This window comes from Pedobacter paludis (assembly GCF_003173575.1).
Taxonomy (GTDB): domain Bacteria; phylum Bacteroidota; class Bacteroidia; order Sphingobacteriales; family Sphingobacteriaceae; genus Pedobacter; species Pedobacter paludis.
The window spans coordinates 63463-84137 of the sequence record NZ_QGNY01000006.1 but is presented as its reverse complement, the minus strand read 5'-3'; the positions used below and the strand labels follow the sequence as shown (position 1 = coordinate 84137).

Genomic DNA, 20675 nt, shown 5'->3' with positions numbered 1-20675 from the left:
TTATTTATTAAGGCTAGAAATCCAGTTTTCAGTAGTCGAAGATTTTATAGGAATAGCAGATGCAACAATTTTTAAAACGCCTCCATTATTGAGATCCTGTTGAGTAATGTAATTTTTGTTAAAGGCCTTTCCGTTTAAGAATACATTTTTGATGTACTTATTCTTAAGACTAAAATTTTCTACCTCTATTTTAAATGTTTTTCCGTTGGGCAACTGATAGCTCACCGCTGGAAACAACGGCACATTTAAATAATAAATTGGCCAGCCTACACATGCAGGAGAAAATCCGCTGGCCGCAAAAATATACCAGGCGCTCATTGCCCCTGCATCATCATCCATGGTACGCAAGTATGCATGCGGCTGGTTTCTATATATTTTACCAATATAACTGCCAATGCCTCGGCTATTATCGTTAAAATAATTTTGGATTACGGTGTCTGCCGCAAGCTGATGCATCCAATATTGAGACTTATAGCCTTCTTTGGTTACATTATACATTAGGGGAACTTGCAAATCTGGTTCGTTGGCGTGGTTGTATAAATCGCGTTCAAAAAATTCATCCAGATTGGCGAGGTAGGATTGCTCGCCCCCATCCAACTCCATCAAACCCTTAAAATCGTAGGGAACAAACCATCTATATTGCCAAATGGTGCCCTGATATAATCCTCTGGCCTGCATCTGATCGACATCTCTTTTGCTTAAATCTTTAAAATCCTTGTTCCAATACTTTTTATAATCCAAAGCTTTATCCCTATAAAAATCTGCCTTTTCTTTATTTTTAAGGATACTGAAAATTTCAGAGAGTGCCCAATTATCGTAACTGGATTCTAATGCTTTATCTGGCGATTTATAATCCAGTCCGTTCACCTCCTTAACTAAAGAATCGGTTATTTTACCAAAATCTACCGGATAACCTTTTCGGTAAGCATCGAGCAAAACCACAATGGCATGTTCGGTACGCACCGTATTCGAGGGCTCAGTTTGCGTTGCATAATCCTTTTTCCCCGAGTTATAAAGATCGGCGATTGAGTTTACCATTCCAGCATACCTATCTTGAGCGATAATAGAAAGTAATGGAAGTTGTGTACGGTAATTATCCCAAATTGCCCAACCGTTATAGCGCACATCTTTACTGTGTTGCAGCTCCCCTTTTGTGTTTCGATAATCGCCATTCGTTTCGGAAATTACATAGGGCGACTGCATGGTGCGATACAATAAAGAGTAAAATAATTTTGCGTCCTCTAAGTTTCCTTCAACCGCAATTTTGCTTAAATTATTGTTCCAATCGGTACTGCTTTGTGCCTTTATTTTTTCGTAAGTCGATTTGTTTAGAGCTGCTTTTGCAGCCTCTATACTTACAGAAGAAAATGCAATGTTGATGCCTGCAGAGGTTATATCGTCGGCTAAACGAGCAATTAATTTATGATCCTGAAGGGCTTTCCATTCTGAATTTCCTTCTATCTCTATATAGTAGTAAATACGATATTTACCTGCTCCACAGGTTGTTTTGGAATCTACCCGACCGCCAACAGCATTTTGATTAATTTGATGTTCTTCGGATACAAATGCGCCGTTAAAAGCGTAACCTAAATCTAAATAGAATCCTTTTTTACCTTTCGGAAACTGATAGGAATGTTTACCTGCATTCCCTAAAACTGTGAACTGGGCTTTAATTTTATTTTCAAAACCGACCTCGTAAAAGCCTGGACCTGCATTTTCCGATGATTTAATTAAGGTCGATTTTTCAGGGTCATCACCCAAGAAAGGTTTAATCAAAATATTACCACCAGAGCCCTGGCACCCTACACCTTCAAAACGATTGTGCGTAAAGCCCAAAAACTTTTTAGCCAAAAATTCATAACCCGTATGTGTTTTTGGATAGGTTTGCGGACCAATACTCAACATGCTAAATGGATACGAGGCTGCGGGCGACATTTGTCCATGATCTGCAGATGAACCCAGGAAAACATTAACCAAATTTACAAGCCTGGTTTTTTTAATTGAAAAATTAATGGCCTTTTTTTGGGCACCAACACCAAAACTGGTTAGCAAAAATAAAAAGAGTAGCGTTTTTTTAAGCGTATTGTGATTCATTAGATTTAGGAGATTGTGTGTTTGATAAATCGGCCTAAATTAAATATTTTAAGATTAAGAAGTTGTTATGTTTTAGGTTCTTTACAGACGGGAAATTAATAATGATTAGGGATTCAAAGATTACAGTACAGACAAATAAATATCCCTGTTAGCAAAACGAATAGGCCTTGGTCGGGAAATGTTTGCTAGACCGCAGAGCTGTGGATTTTTAATCTACATACATAAAACAAAAAAAGCCTTCCAAATAAATCGGAAGGCTTCTGAAATTATAAATTTTTAAACTTATTTAACTGAAACTGGAACTGAGATTTTATCCCATTCTAAAGAAAATCCGCTTTTGGTAATTTTGTAAACCAATCTTTCTTGAGTTGCTTTTAAAGCTTTTGTTTTTACATCAACTCTTAATTGATCTTTTGCTTCTTCATATTTGTATGCACCCCATTGTTTAGGTTCTTTATTGAAAATTGCTGTCCAAGTACCGCTTTCTTTCGGGATCAAGAAAAAACTATATTTTCCTGCCGGAAGTGTTTTTCCTTCAACAGTAAGATCTTTATCCGTTTCGATGGTTGTTGCTTCGTTGGCACCTGCACGCCAAACTTTATCCCAAGCTTCTAATCCACCCCAAATTTTACGTCCTTTAACAGCCGGACTACTGTAATTAATTGTAATTGTTGCACCTTTCACTTTTCCTGTTGCTACAGCTGCCGGACTTGGTTTAGGCTGTGCCGTATCTTGTGCAAATGCGCTTACCGAAATGGTAATGGCAGTAAAAAGCAGAGCGATAGATTTGATCATCGTTTTCATAGTTTATATTTTTTATCTGTTTTGTGTTTTTAATTTACGAATTTAAAGCTTTGGGTTGATAAAACAACAAGCCAACCGCCGAAAATAAGACCACTGCAAAGGCTCCAATTACATTTAACCAAAGAAATGACACTATATCGAACTTATAAACGGTAATTACTGCAATTTCTGATAAGACTGCCGAAATAAATACCAAAGGGCCATCAATCTTCCTAAAATAGAAAGCAACCAAAAAGATTCCCAAAATTGGTCCGTAAAATAAAGAGCCCAATACGTTTACCGCTTCGATTAAAGATCCCATCTGGGTGGCAAACATGGCAACCGCTATAGAAAAAATACCCCAGGCCAAAGTATGCAATCGGCTATAATTTAATTCCTGCTGATCATTGGGTTTCTCCTTGCTAAAAATAAGATGAACATCTTTAAGCGAACATGCGGCCAACGAATTTAATGCAGCAGAGATAGATCCCCAACTGGCCAAAAATATAACCGCGAAAAGCAGACCGATCATCCCAACAGGCAATGTATTTTTCACGAAGTATAAAAAAATGTAATTGGTATCTGTTTTTTCGGCATTGTAATTCGATTTATTTATTGCTTCTTCTACTTTGGTGTGTAGTAGAGCCACCTGCTTTTGCGTTGTTTTAAAATTATCAATAGAAGCTTTTAATTGAGCTGATGAATCATCTTTTTCTGCTAAAATCTGTTTGGATTGCTGATTAAATTTTTGCTGTAAAGCCTGATGTTCCTGTTCAAAAATTGCCGCCCTTTTTGGCTGGGTTTCTTTTAAATACTCGTAAGAGCGTTCATTAAAATATATCGGTGCTGGCTTTAACGAAAAGAAAGCAAAAAGTAAAGCGCCAATAAGCAAAATTGCAAACTGCATGGGTATTTTAACCATGCCATTTAACAATAAACCCATTTTTGCATTGGTATTGTCTTTGGCAGTAATGTATCGCCCAACCTGACTTTGATCGGTACCAAAGTAAGATAAGGCTAGAAAGAAACCACCAATAATTCCACTCCAAATGTTGTATTTATCCTTCCAATCAAAATCAGTCGTTATTACATTTAACTTGCCAGATTTTCCTGCTAGATAAAGTGCGTCTCTAAAGCCGATTCCATTGGGCATATTTTGTACCAAGAGATAGCCCGCAAAAGCCATTGTTCCTAAAATGATCAGAAATTGGAGTTTCTGAGTATGCGCAATGGCCTTTGCGCCACCAACATAAGTGTAAATTAAAAGGATTCCGCCTGTTAAAATATTGGTTAAGTAAATATTCCAATTGAGTACGCTTGAAAGAATAATACTCGGTGCGTAAATGCTTATTCCGGTTGATAATCCCCTGGAAAACAGGAAAAGAAGGGATGTTAATACTCTGGTTTTTTTATCAAAGCGTTGCTCTAAGTATTCGTATGCTGTATAAACGTTAAGTCTTTGAAAAATTGGGATAAAAGTGATGCAGATCACGATCATTGCCAAAGGCAAACCAAAATAATATTGCACAAAGCGCATTCCATCAGTATACGCTTGGCCAGGTGCAGATAGAAAAGTTATGGCGCTGGCTTGAGTGGCCATGATACCCAAAAGCACAATATACCAGGGCATTTTGTTGTCGGCTTTTAGATATGATTCGTTGCTTTTTTGCCCTCTGCCGATAAAAACGCCATAAGCAACCACTGCAAAAAGTGTAAAAATGAGTACAAACCAATCGATATTACTCATGCCCAGTATTTAGTAAACAAATAATAAAAAATGATTTGGGCAATTAAAGCCAAGCCTAGAAGCATGTACCAGGTATTCCAGTTTTTAAGCACTTTCCTCATCATTTACTGGCTGATAAAAAGTTAAAAAATAATCTGGCAGCCCCCACATTTCCGGCAGGTAATTGTCTGAAAAATGCCAATGGAGTGTAAATAAAATTACCTTTTCCATATTTGGCGTACAGCGTGGATCCTTGCAAGGGCTCCTCGCCGGTATCGTGCATTTCAAAAAGGGCTTCGTAATTTTTATCCCATTTATCTGGAAAATATGCGCCACGTTCTTGAACCCAACCTTTAAAATCTTCAGAAGTAATTTTATTTGGATAATTTAAAAGGCGCAACGCTGGATTTAATATTTTGACATCAGCATTTTCTTCTGTTACTCTTTTTCCGCCAATACTTAATGGATAGATTCCAAAATCTTGCAGGGCCATATCTTGGGTGGTATTATATTGCATTACAATTGTGCCCCCATTTTCTACATAAGAACGCAATGCGACCTGCCAATTTTTTATTCTCTTTTCTGTATTGATAACCCTAACGCCAGTTACTACAGCATCATAAGAAGCTAATTTCGCAGAATTTAAAATTTCCGTTTCGCCTAAAACATCAACCTGCAAACCTGCCTGTCTTAAAAACTCGGGAATAAGATCGCCAGCACCAGGAATATAGCCGATCTTCTTGGCGGTTACTTTAACATCACCCTTAATCAGCCAGGCAGAAGCAGGCACAAAATATTGTAACACTGGTAAATGTGCGTATTGAATAACCTGCTGACTTTTATTATACTGGCCAGTTTCAGTAAACAAAGTGGCTTCTATAAAAGATCGATTTAACATTATTTTTGATAAAAGATCCTTGCTTATTGGAACGCTAATATTGCTGATCTCGTTCGCCTTTAGATTGATATGATCTAAAGACATAGATTGAGCCAGCTCATTACCAAATTTCAAAATTACCTTTCCATTATTAACATCCTTATTAGCTCGGATTCGAAGTTTAACAGTCAAATCTTCTTTATCATTTGCAAAATAAACCGATTCGGCAAATTTGATTTCTACAGCAGGAACAATTCTCAGTTGTTCAACAACATCGCCTTTAACCGGGTCTAATTTTTTGTACGATAAGGGTAAACCAACTTCAAACCTTTCCGCTCCGATTTTGAGCTTTAGCTTTACCATCAATGGCGATTCTGCTTCTGGCAGTCCGATTAACGTATCGTTACTTACACTAAATGTTGCTGCATTTTTGGCTGGTTTTTCCAACCAATAGGGTTCGGTTAAACTGGCGTTGGTCGGAATCTGAATTTGATGTTCGATTGTGATTAGAGAATCGTTGGATAATTTTCGATTGGTAGTTTCTGAAGCGTTTAACCAATTTATCTTTTCAATCATAACATCCGATGCTCTGGATATTAAGTTTAATCTAAAATTATAATGGTCGCCAGCAATTGCCTCAGGTTGATTGGTCACTACCTCCCCCATAAAGCCAGCACAGCTTAAAATAATATTGTCTATAGATTTCAGCTTGTCATTTCTCAAATTTGCGTCTTTAAAGAGTACAATCTTTTTTCTAAGCGCAAGTAAAGCAGGCACACTTAAAGCGGGTTTATTAAAGTTAAAAGCCGAAACTATTTTACCTAAAGCTAAATCGATATCCGAACTGCCTTTATCTGCCCAATTTTTTGCCAAACCATCAAAAAGCGAAGTTTTAGCAGGTTCACCAGCAACATGGGTAAAATATTCACTCCGAATTCCGGCAACGGATTGTGTACCCGCACCCTGGCTTTTGTGCAAGCTTCTGCTTAAGCCGGCAAGTTCGCCATAACCCATTCCAAGCTGAGCATCATATTGACCAACGGTAACCTTGAGCTGATTTTCGGCAGTTGTATTCACCGATCCAAACCTGAAGGTATTCCACAATAATCTTTTTGGTTGCCAAACGCTTACATACTTTAACTGATTCGGAAACATATTTTTATTCCCAGCTGCTTTAAAAGCCTTTTCTGCAACTACAGCAGATGCGGCATGTTGCCCATGGCCCGCAGCCGCAGTTGGCGGGAAACGACATATAATTACATCAGGTCTAAATTTTCTGATCGCCCAAACCACATCAGCAGTTATGCTATCTGCATCCCATTGTTTAAAAGTATCATCGGTGTTTTTTGAAAAGCCAAAATCAATGGCTCGGGTAAAAAACTGTTGTGCACCGTCTAGTTTTCTAGCTTCCAAAAGTTCGTGGGTTCTAATTAAACCCAGCGCTGCACCTTGTTCTGTGCCCAAAAGATTTTGTCCGCCATCGCCTCTGGTTAAAGATAGATAAGCTGTTTCTACATTTTCTTCATTAACCAACCACGAGAGCAAACCCGTATTTTCATCGTCTGGATGTGCAGCCAGGTATAAAACTTTAGGGATGTGCTGTAAGGTTTTGAGTGCTCTAAAAATCTCTGATGATTTGGCCGGCCTTACCTGCTGTGCCGAACACAAGATTACAGAAAATACTAAGAAAAGTATTGTGGTTAGTCTCTTAAACATAAAATTTGCTTTGCATAGCAAATATGCTTAAAATGGTTTTATTTCGAGTAGTGGGAAACGAAAAAGGTACAAAATAGATTAAGCACTTTATTTTATTGATTAAATATTGATTCCAAAAGACGAATATAAATGGTTATACCCTCTTCAATCTCCTCTACAAATACAAATTCATCAGCGGTGTGGGATCGGGCAGATTCTCCCGGACCCATTTTTACAGACGGCATCTCCAGCCAGCCTTGGTCAGAGCTGGTTGGAGATAGATAAGTTTTTCTACCCAGCGCCAAGCCAGCAACAACAATTGGATGTAACAAATCGATATTGGATGGATTTAAAATGTTGGGCCGAACATTAAAGCTAGAAACGGTGTGGTTAATAATTACGTTTAAAATTTCTCTGGATGTATAATTGTGATCGAAGCGAATATCAACGGTAAAACTGCAATTTCCGGGCACAATGTTATGTTGTAAACCGGCACTAATCTGGGTTACTGTCATTTTAACGGATGCGGGCATCCCATCCTCTACAGGAAAATTGTAATGCGAAAACCATTCAATATCTCGAATGGCTTTGTAAATGGCATTATCTCCTTCTTCACGGGCAGCATGGCCAGATCTGCCTTTGGCTATGCAATCAATCACCATTGATCCTTTCTCCGAAATTGCCATTTGCATATTTGTAGGTTCGCCCACAATTGCAAAAGAGATTGGTTTTAAATCATTTAAAATGCTTCTTATCCCATTTACTCCAGATGTTTCCTCTTCAGCAGTTGCAGCCAGACACAGGTTAAAGGGCAGGTTCTCTTGGCGGTAGAAATACATGAAAGTAGCCACAAGCGAAACCAATGAAGCGCCTGCATCATTACTTCCCAATCCATGTAACTTGTCATCGATGATAAATGCATCAAAAGGATTTAGCGTATATTGTTCGTTTGGCTTAACGGTATCGTGATGAGAATTTAGTAAAATCGTTGGTTTTTCAATATCAAAAAACTTATTGTAGCACCAAACATTATTGTGCTTTCTAATGGTGTTTATTCCGTATTTAGCCAAATGAGATTCGATTTCATCGGCAGTTTCGTTTTCTGAGCCGCTAAAGGATGGGATGCTGATCAATTTTGCAAGCAAATCAATAGCCATATTATAAAGTTGGTTAAGATCTGGTAACTGCTCTCTTTTTTTTTCGGTAATGTTCATAATTTTATGATTAATGATTTTCGAGGCTTAGATATTTAGTGGTACGAGCTTCAATTTTAACAATCTGTTCGATTTTTTCGGGTGTAAAAAGCATTGCTGTACAAAGGCAGTTGCACTTGTGTTTAAGCTCAAGAATATGGTGGTTAACGCAACTTTTACAGCCCTCCCAAAAGTGTTCATCATGTGTAATCTGATCGAAAGTTACAGGCTCAAAGCCCAGCTGATTATTCATTTTCATAATGGCGGCACCAGAGGTTATACTGAAAATCTTTGCGTAAGGATAATTACGGCGAGACAGATTGAATACGCGGTTTTTAATACATTTGGCCACACCAGAATTGCGAAATTTTGGAGCAACAATTAAGCCTGAATTAGATATAAAGCGCTCATTTTCCCAAGTTTCGAAGTAGGAAAAGCCTACCCATTCTCCACTTGCGGTTACAGCAATTACCGCCTTTCCCGCATCAATTTTTTCTTTTATCGATTCAGGGCTTCTTTTAGCAATCCCAGATCCTCTTACTATGGCCGAATGTGCTGTTTCTTTTACGATATCATCAGCATATTTGGCATCTTCAGGATTTGCGATGCGAACAAAAATTATATTATTATTCATTTTTATTAAATTTCACAAAGCCAGTAATCAAACCTAATACCTTTTGGCACGACAAAAACCTAAACCATTGATAATCTGATCAAAATAGTTGAACGTGATGTACACATTGGGTTACGCCACCAATTAAAGCTTTCATTATGAAAAGCTTTTTTTCATAATAGCAGGCTTTTTTGACTAGCTAACAGATTCAAGAATCACAGCTATTTGATTTCTAATTTTTCTATGAAATGATTCGTTTATTTTATCCTTAATATTGCAAAATAAATTACACCTATGAACGGGATCGTCCTCATCATTGATGATGAAAAGAAAATCTGCAGCTTACTTTCAAGAATTATAGAATTGGAGGGTTTTAAAACCTTACAGGCAAATACCGGAAAGGAAGGAATAAAGCTATTGAAGAATAACGATGTGAGTATTGTGATTAGCGATGTGAAATTACCTGATGTGAATGGTGTAGCCATGGTAAAAGACATTAAACAAATTAAACCATTTGTCGAGGTAATTAACTTAACAGCGTATGGAACGATTGCTGATGGTGTTTTGGCGATTAAAAATGGCGCTTTCGATTACTTGGTTAAAGGTGATGATAATGATAAAATAATCCCATTACTCTATCGGGCAATGGACAAGTCGAACCTGCAACAGCGAGTTTTGGAACTCGAGAACAAAGTAAATACCAAACACAGTTTTGCAACCATCATTGGGCAATCCAAAGCATTAAAATCTGCAATAGATTTAGCCAGAAAAGTAAGCGTAACGGATACCACGGTTTTACTTTTAGGAGAAACCGGAACAGGAAAAGAAGTTTTTGCCCAGTCCATTCATTATGAAAGCCCTAGGGCCTTGAAACCATTTGTGGCCTTAAACTGTAGTGGTTTTAGCCCCGAATTATTGGAAAGCGAGCTTTTTGGCTACAAAGCTGGGGCTTTCACCGGCGCCAATAAAGATAAGAAAGGCTTATTGGAGGAGGCGAATGGAGGAACGCTTTTCTTAGATGAAATTGGTGAAATGAACCTTGATTTGCAGGCTAAATTACTTCGGGTTTTAGAAAACCAGAGTTTTATAAAAGTTGGAGATACTCATACCCAACAGGTAAACGTCCGCATTCTTGCCGCAACCAACAAGGATTTAAAGGCCGATGTCGAATCGGGAAAATTCCGATCGGATTTGTATTATCGCCTTTCTGTTTTTACCATTATTCTTCCGCCATTGCGAGACAGAAAAGCCGATATACCTGCCTTAGCCAAATATTATTTAAATGAATTTTCTTTAAAAATAAATCATCCGGAGCTTAAGTTGGATGATAAAATTCTGACTGTTTTTGAAAAGTATCTCTGGAAAGGAAATATCCGTGAATTAAAAAATGTGATCGAACGTTTGGTGATCCTTTCTGATGGGGATCTTCTGAATTTTTCTGCTTTACCCCCTGAATTTTTTGAATTTACGCCTTTAGAAAACAGTTATAATCTTCAACAGGTAGAAAAACAACACATCCAAAAAGTGCTTATTCATACCAAAGGAAATAAAGCAGAAACCTCAAGACTGCTTGCAATTGGATTGACTACACTGTACCGCAAAATTGAAGAATACGGAATTAATGAGGTGTAAAATCAAAAACTCATTTTGAGCCAATAATAAATAAGCTTCAGCTCATTTTACAGATAAATGTAGCTCAAATTCAAATCAATCAGAGCTGTATTTTATAACCTATTGAGCCGAATGGTATTAATACAAGCATAAACCTTAATAATTTATTATCTGTTTAGTCATTCCAAAACGATAAAAACCTTTCCAAAATGGAAAGGTTTTTTTTTGCCTAAAACTCCAATAAAAAAGCCAAAACACTAAAAAACAACTACTTACATGATTTAAATATTCATCGGCACAAGAGTTGGCAATAGGGATTTCATAAATCATTACAGTTATGACAATTATCCTATTTCTAATTATCCTCCTGCTCTGCTGGGCAACTTACAAATCAATCGATTGGTTCGAAAAAATTTAAAAACATGGTAGCACTATTCATCATTTCTATCGCCGTATTTATCTATATGATTTACGTGTTGATTAAACCTGAAAAATTCTAATCAGGAAATAGATAGTCGGAAATAGAAAATAGATACCTACTCTATTCCTATTCCCCATTTACTATTTCCCTCTTAACAAAAAAAAATGAACACTGAATTAATTGGCATCATCGCCACATTCCTGCTCACCCTAATTATTGCTATCCCTTTGGGTAAATATTTAGCAAAGGTATTTGCAGGAGAAAAAGTTTGGACAGACTTTTTAAAACCGCTCGAAACCGGAATTTATAAACTTTCTGGCATTAACGTAAAAGAGCAAATGAACTGGAAACAACAGTTAAAAGCGTTACTTACTATTAATATTTTATGGTTGGTTTACGGCTTTTTTGTGTTGGTCTTTCAGGATAAACTTCCATTTAATCCAGATGGAAATTCAGGCATGACACCTGATTTAGCATTTAATACCATAATTAGTTTTGTAGCCAACTGTAACCTTCAACATTATTCTGGCGAAAGTGGTGTGAGTTATTTAACGCAACAATTTGTGTTAATGTTTCTTCAATTTGTAAGCGCTGCCACAGGTATTGCTGCAGCCGTTGTGCTGTTTAAGGCATTTAGAGATAAAACAACTACACAGCTTGGAAATTTTTGGGAGTTCTTTGTAAGATCGATTACCCGATTATTATTGCCCTTATCAATAGTGGTGGCTTTAATTTTAACTTTTAACGGCACGCCGGCAAGTTACGAAGGGAAAGATCAGTTTATCTCCGTTCAGGGCGATACAGTTCATGTTTCCCGAGGTCCGGCAGCACAGATGATTGCCATAAAACACTTGGGAACGAATGGTGGTGGGTATTTTGGTGCAAATTCTGCCCATCCATTCGAAAACCCAAGTTACTTTACCAACATGGTCGAAATGATTGCGCAAACCATTATTCCGCTCGCTATGATCATCGCCTTTGGGTATTTTATCCGAAGAAAAAAATTAGCCTGGACCATTTTCGGTGTAATGACTATCGGTTTATTTATGTTGATGATCCCTACACTCACTTCCGAATTGGGTGGTAATCCAGCTTTAGCTAAAATGGGAATTGCCCAAACAACTGGTGCAATGGAAGGAAAAGAAGTGCGTTTCGGCCCGGCGGCAACCGCCTATTGGAGTACGTTAACAACCGTAATTTCTACAGGCTCGGTAAATGGAATGCACGATAGTACAATGCCTTTAACCGGTTTATGGCAGTTATTAGCCATGATGATTAATGCATTTTATGGTGGTTGCGGTGTTGGCTTGCTTAACTATTTCATCTACTTAATTATTGCCGTTTTCATTTCGGGATTAATGGTTGGTAGAACACCAGAGTTTTTAGGCCACAAGGTAGAAGCAAGGGAAATTAAAATCGCTGCGATTATCACGTTGTTAAGTCCGTTTTTAATCTTGGCCGGAACAGCAATTGCAAGTTATGTTTTTACGAATCATGGTGGTGCAGCTTGGGCAGTTCAACCGAAAAATTGGTTAAATAATCCAGGCTTCCACGGCTTTTCTGAAATGCTCTATGAGGTTACTTCCTCCAATGCCAACAACGGTTCGGGCTTTGAGGGCTTAGGCGATAATAACGTTTTTTGGAACGTTTTAACCGGAATAATCATTTTCCTAGGTCGCTTTTTACCCATTATAGGTCCGGTTGCAATAGCAGGTTTATTGGGTGCTAAAAAATTCATTCCAGAATCGGCAGGTACTTTAAAAACTGATACCAAAACCTTTGCGTTGATGACTTTTGCAGTAATCATGGTGTTAAATGCACTTTCTTATTTCCCTGCCCTGGCGTTAGGTCCGTTGGCAGAATATTTTACACAGTTGAGGTAAAACGTGATATGGAAGATGTAAAAGGTAATGCACCCTACATCATCCATGTTACATCAAACATCTTACATACATAAAATCTGTGAAATCATTTTAATCTGTGAAATCACTTAATTAAAATAAAAATGAAACCCAATAATAAATTGTTCGAACCTGCTTTAGTGCAAACTGCATTAAAACAATCATTTATCAAACTAGATCCTCGGGTGATGGTTCGCAACCCAGTTATGTTTACCGTAGAAATTGGCACATTGGTAATGGCTTACGTTACGGTTTATTCTTTCAGCCATGGCGGACAAGGATCGGTAGTGTATAACTTCTTTATCTTTTTAGTGCTGTTGCTCACTGTTTTATTTGCCAATTTTGCCGAAGCAATTGCCGAAGCAAGAGGTAAAGCACAAGCAGATAGTTTACGTAAAACGAGAGAAGAAACACCAGCAAAAGTACTTTTAGATAATGGAACAATAGAAATCCGTTCGTCTAATCAACTTAAAAAAGGTGATGTTTTTGTTTGCGAAACCGGCGATACCATCCCAACTGATGGAGAAATTATTGAAGGGATTGCAACCATCGATGAATCTGCAATTACAGGAGAATCTGCTCCGGTAATTCGCGAATCTGGAGGTGATAAATCTTCAGTTACTGGCGGAACAAAGGTATTATCAGATGAAATAAAAGTACAGGTAAGCACGGCTCCTGGCGAAAGCTTTTTAGATAAAATGATTGCTTTGGTAGAAGGCGCATCTCGCCAGAAAACACCAAATGAAATTGCGCTAACCATTTTATTGGCCAGTTTTACCTTGGTTTTCATAATCGTTTGTGTAACCTTAAAACCATTTGCTGATTATGCAAATACGCTAATTACGATCGCAGCGCTAATCTCACTTTTTGTTTGTTTAATCCCAACAACCATTGGGGGGTTATTATCCGCAATCGGCATCGCCGGAATGGATAGAGCCCTACGAGCAAATGTAATTACCAAATCGGGTAAAGCTGTAGAAACCGCAGGCGATATTGATGTTTTGCTTCTAGATAAAACCGGTACAATTACCATAGGAAACCGAAAAGCAACCAATTTTTACCCAACGGCTGGTGTTGTTATTAAAGATTTTACAGATGCTTGTGTTTTAAGCTCGCTAGCAGACGAAACTCCGGAAGGAAAATCGATTATTGAGCTCGCAAATGAACAAGGCTTTAAACCGTTAACCACACCGCAAGATTCTACTTTCATCAAATTTACTGCAGAAACCCGCTCAAGCGGATTAGATACTATTGATGGAAGACGCATTAGAAAAGGTGCTTTCGATTCGATCAGGAATATAGTTGAGAAAGCAGGAAATATATTTCCTTCAGATATTGAAGATCACGTAAAAAGCATTGCTTCAAACGGAGGAACACCATTGGTGGTTTCAGAAAACGAAAAAGCTTTGGGCGTAATAGAGCTCCAGGATATTATTAAACCAGGCATTAGCGAACGTTTCGAGCGTTTGCGAAAAATGGGCGTTAAAACAGTAATGGTTACTGGCGATAACCCTTTAACGGCTAAATATATTGCAGAAAAAGCAGGTGTGGATGATTTTATTGCAGAAGCAAAGCCTGAGGATAAAATGAATTACATCAAGGATGAACAGGCTTTGGGTAAACTGGTTGCCATGATGGGCGATGGTACAAATGATGCTCCCGCTCTTGCACAGGCGGATGTTGGTGTAGCCATGAACAGTGGAACGCAAGCTGCGAAAGAAGCTGGTAACATGGTCGATTTAGATAACGATCCAACTAAATTAATAGAGATTGTAGAAATTGGGAAACAGTTGCTCATTACACGGGGCACTTTAACAACTTTCTCTATCGCCAATGACGTGGCTAAGTATTTTGCCATTGTTCCTGCGCTGTTTATTGCATCGATTCCTGCATTGCAAAGCTTAAATATCATGGGCTTACATTCTCCCGAAAGTGCAATTATGTCGGCTGTTATTTTCAATGCGATTATTATACCGATTTTAATTCCCCTGGCGCTTAAAGGTGTTGCCTATAAACCAATTGGCGCAACTGCTTTGCTCCGTAGAAACTTATTTATTTATGGAATCGGAGGAGTTGTAGCACCGTTTATTGGTATCAAATTAATCGATCTGCTAGTAGGACTATTTGTTTAATCGAGCTGTCACGTTGAGCCTGTCGAAACGCTTATAAAAGTTCTTCGACATGCTCAGAATGACAAGCCTGAATCTTTATAATCATTTAAAATCTGTGTAATCACACAAATATCATCATGAAAAATTACATCATTCAATCAATACGCTTAACCTTAGTTTTAATCGTATTATTATGCATTCTTTATCCAATCGGCATTGCATTAGCTGGTAAACTTTCCAAAGGAAATGGTGGTGGCGAAAAAATCACCAAAAACGGAAAGGTTGTTGGTTACGCTTTACTTGGTCAATCCTTTACCAAACCCGAATATTTTTGGGGAAGACCATCAGCCGTGGCTTATAATGCTGCAGGTTCTGCGGGTTCTAACAAAGGCCCATCAAATCCAGATTATTTAAAAGATGTTTCCAATAGAATTGATACGCTGTTAAAATACAATCCCGGATTAAAAAAATCAGAAATCCCCGCAGATATGGTTACCGCTTCTGGAAGTGGTTTAGATCCAAATATCTCAGAACAAGGCGCCAAAATCCAAATTGAAAGGGTTGCTAAAGCCAGAAAGTTAGACGAGAAAAAGGTAAAAGAATTGGTAGCTATGAATACTTTAAAACCATTTCTGGGTTTGTTTGGCCCATCATCGGTAAATGTTCTAAAGCTGAATTTGGCATTGGATAGTTTGTAAGTCGTCTTTTCGACTGGAGCATAGCGAAACGGAGAAATCTTATCAAATACTTAGTGCGAAGATTTCTCCACTACGGTCGAAATGACGACCGCCTAAAAAAACTTAACTAAAAATCACCGAAATCGGTGTAACACAATACGACAATGAAAAAATTAATCATCCTGATCACAATATTAACCCTAACAATTAATGCTTTTGCACAAGATGAACCAAAAGTTAAATTTACGGGCTACCTGGAAACTTATTATGGATACGACTTTAACAAACCTGAGGATCATAATCGCCCGAGTTTCATTTACTCACACAACCGTGCTAATGAAGTTAATTTAAACTTAGGATTTATTAAGGCAGCTTACGATAGCGGTGCTATAAGGGCCAATTTAGCTGTAATGGCCGGAACTTATGCAAACGCAAATCTGGCAGGAGAGCCAGGTGTTTTAAAAAATATTTTTGAAGCCAATGCCGGCGTTAAACTATCAAAATCAGAAAACTTATGGATCGATGCCGGAATATTTTCTTCGCACATCGGTTTCGAAAGCGCTGTATCGAAAGATTGCTGGGTTCTAACGCGTAACATCTCATCAGAAAATACACCTTATTATGAATCTGGAGCAAAATTATCTTACGCAACACAAGGCGGGAAATTAACTGCTACCCTACTTTATCTAAATGGCTGGCAAAGAATTACACGCCAAAATGGAAACAACAAACCTGCCGGTGGTTTGCAACTTACGTGGAAACCAAATGCTAAATTCATATTGAATTACAGTAACTATTTAGGCACTGAAAGTGCTGATTCTGTTCGGGTTAATCGCTTCTATCATAATGTGTATGGCGTTTATCAAGTTACCGATAAATTTGGTTTAACGTTAGGTTTTGATTACGGAACTCAACAAAAACAAAAGGGCAACAGCAGTAAAAATGAAGTGATTTCTCCTGTTGCAATTGCTCAATATAAATTTGCTGATAAATGGGCCGTTGCTGGCAGATTTGAATATTACGAAGACAAAAATGGCATTTTTATTCCTACAGGAACATCAAATGGATTTAAAACCAAGGGCTATTCCTTAAATGTAGATTATGCTCCAATTGCAAATGCGGTAATCCGTTTGGAGGGAAAGACTTATGATAGTAAAGATAAAATTTTTAATCGTGAAGGAAATTTCGTTAATGCCAATACAACTTTAACGGCAAGTATAGCGGTAGCTTTTTAAACGCATGGATTACGAAAGATGGAACATGGATGAGGTAGGAGATTCCATCATCCATATTACATCTTCCATTGTACTAATTACGCAACATTACCTTTTACATCAATGATATGAAAGACGATTCGGTAAAACACTTCCTTGATTTGGTTCAAAAATCGAGACGAGGTAAGCTCAAAATTTATATTGGGATGAGTGCCGGTGTGGGCAAAACGTATCGCATGTTGCAAGAATCGCATGCATTGTTGCGCAATGGAATTGATGTTTGCATTGGCTATGTAGAAACCCATAAAAGAACCGAAACAGAAGCATTGGTTGATGGATTGCCAATCATACCAAGAAAAAATATTTTCTATCGTGGTAAAGAGATAGAAGAAATGGATTTACAGGGCATTCTTAACCGCCATCCAGAAATTGTTATCGTTGATGAACTGGCCCACACCAATGCAGAAGGAAGCAAAAACGGAAAACGTTGGCAAGATGTTTTCGATATTCTTGAAGCCGGCATCAGTGTTATATCAGCCGTAAATATTCAGCATTTAGAAAGCATAAACGAAGAAATAGAACACATCACGGGTATCAGCATTACCGAGCGTATCCCTGATAAAATTCTGGAAGTTGCCGATGAAATTGTAAACATCGATTTAACGGCCGATGAACTGGTTACCCGATTAAAAGAAGGGAAAATTTATGATCAGTCTAAAATTGCAAGGGCCTTAGAAAACTTTTTTCAATCGGATAAAATATTGCAATTGAGGGAACTTGCCTTAAAAGAAGTGGTTCATCAGGTAGAAAGGAAAATCCAAACGGAAATTCCAAAATCTGTGAAGCTTAGACCCGAAAGATTTCTAGCCTGTATTTCTTCTAACGCTGAAACCGCAGGAGTTGTGATTAGAAAAACTGCTCGCTTGGCATCTTATTATCATTCGGCCTGGATTGTACTTTATATACAAAGCGACAGCGAAAGTTTAGAACGAATTAAACTGGATAAGCAGCGTCATTTAATTAATCATTTTAAATTGGCCACCAAATTAGGCGCCGAGGTAATTAAAGTAAAAAGCAATCAGATTACCCAAAGCATTATCAATATGGCAACAGAAAAAGAAATTACCACCATTTGCATTGGCAAACCTCATTTAAATATTTTTCAGGTAATTATGCGAACGGCAATTTTTAACCAACTCTTGCGTAATTTAGCCGAAAAGGAAATTGATTTAGTTATACTTTCATAAACTAACCTAAAAACCTCACCACCTAAGACATCTAAGAACACCTGAGCAAACTTAATTTTAGGTTAACTAAGGCGTCTAAGGTGGTATAAAATATTCATCATGAAAATAAAAACCAAACTCCGCCTCGGATTCGGGTTTCTCTTTATAATCGTTTTATCCTTCGGATTAATTGCCCTATTCTATTTGAACGAGCTTTCTGATAAATCCAAAGTGATTTTAAAAGACAACTACAAATCGCTCAAATACGTTTCATCTATGCGAAACGTACTGGATGAAAACAGATTTCCGCTTTCAGTTCAAAGTAAAAATACTTTCGGTCTAAACCTTAAAAACGAAGGGAATAACCTTACCGAACCTGGCGAGAAAGTAGCATTTTTAAAATTAAGCGAGCTTTACAAAGCTTTCCTAAGTTCTAAATCCGCACAGGAAAGTGAAAATACGGTAAAGGTGTTAAGAGCCGAGTTGCAAAACATCGAAAATCTTAACATGAATGCCATTTATCGTAAAAATGAACTCGCAAACGAAGCATCGGGCAGAGCAAATTTATACATCATGATTGCGGCCACGCTGAGCTTTTTAATCCTTTTCACCTTTATTGTAAACTTTCCGGGTTTTGTTGCCAATCCTTTAGCCGAGTTTAGTGCTGCTATAAGACAGATCAGCCGTAAAAATTATAAACAACGATTGCATTTTGAAAACGATGACGAATTTACTGAACTCGCTGATGCATTTAACGGAATGGTTGTTAAGCTAAACGAGTGGGAGAACAGTAATCTTTCCAAAATTAAATCAGAGAAATCGCGGATTGAGGCCATAATTGCCCAAATGCAGGATGCCATAATCGGTTTAAACGAAAAAGGAGAAGTGTTGTTTTTAAATCATTTGGCAGCAAAGCTGATGAGCTTGGATGAAGATAAAATTATCGGTCAGAATGTAAGTGAGCTGATCAAAAAGAATGAATTATTAAAGCGAATTATCAAACCCGAAACGGAGGATAAAACCCTTAAAATTTACGCTGATGATAAAGAATCTTACTTCCTTTTAGAAAGTAGAGAAATCGTAATTCCTAATTATGAGGAACAAGAAGAAAAGATATTAATCGAATCTTCAAAATCAGCAGGAAGTGTTTACGTATTGAAAAATATTACTCAATTTAAAGAATTAGATGAAGCCAAAACAAACTTTATAGCAACGGTTTCACACGAATTAAAAACACCACTCTCCTCAATAAAAATGAGTTTGAAGCTATTAAACGATGAACGCGTTGGTGCTATGAATGAAGAACAAAGTCAGTTGGTAAACCACATTAAAGAAGATAGCGATCGGCTTTTAAAAATAACCAGCGAACTTTTAGACCTTTCGCAGGCCGAAACGGGAAATTTGAAACTCACGTTTGCCATAACAAAACCATTGGAAATTGTTCAGTATGCTTTGGATGCGGTTAAATTTCAGGCTGAGCAGAAATCAATAAATTTAGAACTCAACTGCGATGAAAATTTACCTGATGTAAACGCCGATATTCAAAAAACGGCTTGGGTTTTGGTTAATTTCTTATCAAATGCTTTGCGATACAGTTCAGAAAAATCGAAAGTTGTGATTGACGTTTTCCAGAAAGACAAATTCATTCAGTTTTCAGTTCAGGATTATGGAAAAGGTATTGATGAAAAGTATCAAAAACGTTTGTTCGATCGTTATTTTCAAGTACCTACTGATGGGCAAAACAAGTCGGGATCTGGTTTAGGACTAGCCATATCAAAAGATTTTATCGAAGCGGAACAGGGAAAAATTTGGGTTGTTAGTGCAATCGGCGAAGGAAGTAAATTTTGCTTTACCCTACCCATTGTAGGTTAGTTCCGAAAGATTCTCGTTGTTCGGTATGTTCCGAAGGGCATGTCGAACTAAGAGATAAAGAAGGTTTTGTAGACCTTCATCTTTAAATTCCTAAACAATATAAGGCTCCATTTCCTTATCAATGCTTTTACGCAGTTCCATTAGCTTAATGGCATATCCATGCATAGCGATTTCCTTTTCTGTTTTAGGCTTAAAGGCAGGAATGGCTTTTGGTTGTCCATCATCATCAACCGCTACAAAAACAATAATACAGTGTGTGTTTTTCACAAAATCGGTCTGTCCAACTGGTTTAGAAAAAGCATCGACAGCAATATGCATACTGGTTTTGCCCGTATAAATAATTCGAGCTTCCATTTTAACCAAATGCCCGATATGTACGGGATGAAAAAATCGGATGCCACCAACATAAACCGTTACACAATAAGATTGGCTCCATTGTAATGCACAAGCAAATGCAGCCTGGTCAATCCATTTCATCATCATTCCACCATGAACCTTACCACCGTAATTAACATCAGATGGTTCGCTTAAAAATTGGAGTTCGATATGGTTTTTAGTTCTGGCCATGATTATTAGTTCCCACAGATAATTTTGCTAACAGCAATATGCAAAAATTATAGTTTCTGTAGAAGCAGTTCGTACAATTTCTTATCGATAAAAA

General features: G+C 37.6%; 15 protein-coding genes. 8 read left to right on the top strand and 7 right to left on the bottom strand.

Translation table 11 applies throughout. The features are described 5' to 3' along the window. The 6 genes from DF947_RS16600 to DF947_RS16575 all read right to left on the bottom strand — a co-directional run bounded on the left by DF947_RS16600 (position 1) and on the right by DF947_RS16575 (position 9002). The gene (locus DF947_RS16600) at positions 1–2094 is read right to left on the bottom strand and encodes a glycoside hydrolase domain-containing protein (RefSeq protein ID WP_109931176.1); all 2094 of its coding nucleotides are present in this window, start codon (positions 2092–2094) and stop codon (positions 1–3) included. Positions 2095–2376: 282 nt separating this feature from the next. Continuing rightward, entirely contained in the window at positions 2377–2898 is a 522-nt protein-coding gene (locus DF947_RS16595; protein ID WP_109931175.1) for a DUF2911 domain-containing protein, read from the bottom strand. A 34-nt stretch (positions 2899–2932) separates the two neighbouring features. Continuing rightward, positions 2933–4624, bottom strand: a complete 1692-nt coding sequence (locus tag DF947_RS16590) for a sodium:solute symporter (RefSeq protein WP_109931174.1) — start codon at positions 4622–4624, stop codon at positions 2933–2935. A 100-nt stretch (positions 4625–4724) separates the two neighbouring features. Further along, entirely contained in the window at positions 4725–7196 is a 2472-nt protein-coding gene (locus DF947_RS16585) for a PIG-L family deacetylase (protein WP_109931173.1), read from the bottom strand. A 92-nt stretch (positions 7197–7288) separates the two neighbouring features. Then, positions 7289–8389 (bottom strand): M20/M25/M40 family metallo-hydrolase, encoded by a 1101-nt coding sequence (locus DF947_RS16580; RefSeq protein ID WP_109931172.1) that lies wholly within the window; start codon positions 8387–8389, stop codon positions 7289–7291. A gap of 10 nt (positions 8390–8399) precedes the next feature. Next, positions 8400–9002 carry a GNAT family N-acetyltransferase gene (locus DF947_RS16575; RefSeq protein WP_205940807.1) on the bottom strand — a complete coding sequence of 201 codons (603 nt, stop codon included), beginning with the start codon at positions 9000–9002 and terminating at the stop codon, positions 8400–8402. A 273-nt stretch (positions 9003–9275) separates the two neighbouring features. On the opposite strand from DF947_RS16575, the gene DF947_RS16570 reads away from it, so the two are divergent. The 8 genes from DF947_RS16570 to DF947_RS16535 all read left to right on the top strand — a co-directional run bounded on the left by DF947_RS16570 (position 9276) and on the right by DF947_RS16535 (position 20014). Next, entirely contained in the window at positions 9276–10613 is a 1338-nt protein-coding gene (locus tag DF947_RS16570; protein WP_109931171.1) for a sigma-54-dependent transcriptional regulator, read from the top strand. Between the two features lie 401 nt (positions 10614–11014). Continuing rightward, complete coding sequence (locus DF947_RS22700) at positions 11015–11092, top strand: potassium-transporting ATPase subunit F (protein WP_109926617.1); 78 nt, start codon at positions 11015–11017, stop codon at positions 11090–11092. 85 nt (positions 11093–11177) lie between these two features. Next, the gene (kdpA, locus tag DF947_RS16560) at positions 11178–12896 is read left to right on the top strand and encodes a potassium-transporting ATPase subunit KdpA (RefSeq protein ID WP_109931170.1); all 1719 of its coding nucleotides are present in this window, start codon (positions 11178–11180) and stop codon (positions 12894–12896) included. Between the two features lie 122 nt (positions 12897–13018). Next, positions 13019–15046 (top strand): potassium-transporting ATPase subunit KdpB, encoded by a 2028-nt coding sequence (gene kdpB, locus DF947_RS16555; RefSeq protein WP_109931169.1) that lies wholly within the window; start codon positions 13019–13021, stop codon positions 15044–15046. A 116-nt stretch (positions 15047–15162) separates the two neighbouring features. After that, positions 15163–15723 carry a K(+)-transporting ATPase subunit C gene (locus tag DF947_RS16550; RefSeq protein ID WP_109931168.1) on the top strand — a complete coding sequence of 187 codons (561 nt, stop codon included), beginning with the start codon at positions 15163–15165 and terminating at the stop codon, positions 15721–15723. A gap of 143 nt (positions 15724–15866) precedes the next feature. Beyond that, positions 15867–16937: a porin gene (locus DF947_RS16545; RefSeq protein WP_109931167.1), complete on the top strand. Its 1071-nt coding sequence runs from the start codon at positions 15867–15869 to the stop codon at positions 16935–16937. A 107-nt stretch (positions 16938–17044) separates the two neighbouring features. After that, positions 17045–18163, top strand: coding sequence for a sensor protein KdpD (locus DF947_RS16540; protein WP_109931166.1), 1119 nt, complete (start codon positions 17045–17047; stop codon positions 18161–18163). 99 nt (positions 18164–18262) lie between these two features. Next, on the top strand, positions 18263–20014 hold the full coding sequence (locus DF947_RS16535; RefSeq protein WP_109931165.1) for an ATP-binding protein: 1752 nt from the start codon (positions 18263–18265) through the stop codon (positions 20012–20014). A gap of 90 nt (positions 20015–20104) precedes the next feature. On the opposite strand, the gene DF947_RS16530 is transcribed toward DF947_RS16535, so the two are convergent. After that, positions 20105–20581, bottom strand: coding sequence for an acyl-CoA thioesterase (locus tag DF947_RS16530; protein ID WP_109931164.1), 477 nt, complete (start codon positions 20579–20581; stop codon positions 20105–20107). Between the last annotated feature and the right edge of the window lie 94 nt (positions 20582–20675).

What these genes read in the sequence shown, in the direction of transcription:
- DF947_RS16600 (WP_109931176.1), bottom strand. Translation starts at nt 2,094, where the DNA reads ATGAATCACAATACGCTTAAAAAAACGCTACTCTTTTTATTTTTGCTA.
- DF947_RS16595 (WP_109931175.1), bottom strand. Translation starts at nt 2,898, where the DNA reads ATGAAAACGATGATCAAATCTATCGCTCTGCTTTTTACTGCCATTACC.
- DF947_RS16590 (WP_109931174.1), bottom strand. Translation starts at nt 4,624, where the DNA reads ATGAGTAATATCGATTGGTTTGTACTCATTTTTACACTTTTTGCAGTG.
- DF947_RS16585 (WP_109931173.1), bottom strand. Translation starts at nt 7,196, where the DNA reads ATGTTTAAGAGACTAACCACAATACTTTTCTTAGTATTTTCTGTAATC.
- DF947_RS16580 (WP_109931172.1), bottom strand. Translation starts at nt 8,389, where the DNA reads ATGAACATTACCGAAAAAAAAAGAGAGCAGTTACCAGATCTTAACCAA.
- DF947_RS16575 (WP_205940807.1), bottom strand. Translation starts at nt 9,002, where the DNA reads ATGAATAATAATATAATTTTTGTTCGCATCGCAAATCCTGAAGATGCC.
- DF947_RS16570 (WP_109931171.1), top strand. Translation starts at nt 9,276, where the DNA reads ATGAACGGGATCGTCCTCATCATTGATGATGAAAAGAAAATCTGCAGC.
- DF947_RS22700 (WP_109926617.1), top strand. Translation starts at nt 11,015, where the DNA reads ATGGTAGCACTATTCATCATTTCTATCGCCGTATTTATCTATATGATT.
- kdpA (WP_109931170.1), top strand. Translation starts at nt 11,178, where the DNA reads ATGAACACTGAATTAATTGGCATCATCGCCACATTCCTGCTCACCCTA.
- kdpB (WP_109931169.1), top strand. Translation starts at nt 13,019, where the DNA reads ATGAAACCCAATAATAAATTGTTCGAACCTGCTTTAGTGCAAACTGCA.
- DF947_RS16550 (WP_109931168.1), top strand. Translation starts at nt 15,163, where the DNA reads ATGAAAAATTACATCATTCAATCAATACGCTTAACCTTAGTTTTAATC.
- DF947_RS16545 (WP_109931167.1), top strand. Translation starts at nt 15,867, where the DNA reads ATGAAAAAATTAATCATCCTGATCACAATATTAACCCTAACAATTAAT.
- DF947_RS16540 (WP_109931166.1), top strand. Translation starts at nt 17,045, where the DNA reads ATGAAAGACGATTCGGTAAAACACTTCCTTGATTTGGTTCAAAAATCG.
- DF947_RS16535 (WP_109931165.1), top strand. Translation starts at nt 18,263, where the DNA reads ATGAAAATAAAAACCAAACTCCGCCTCGGATTCGGGTTTCTCTTTATA.
- DF947_RS16530 (WP_109931164.1), bottom strand. Translation starts at nt 20,581, where the DNA reads ATGGCCAGAACTAAAAACCATATCGAACTCCAATTTTTAAGCGAACCA.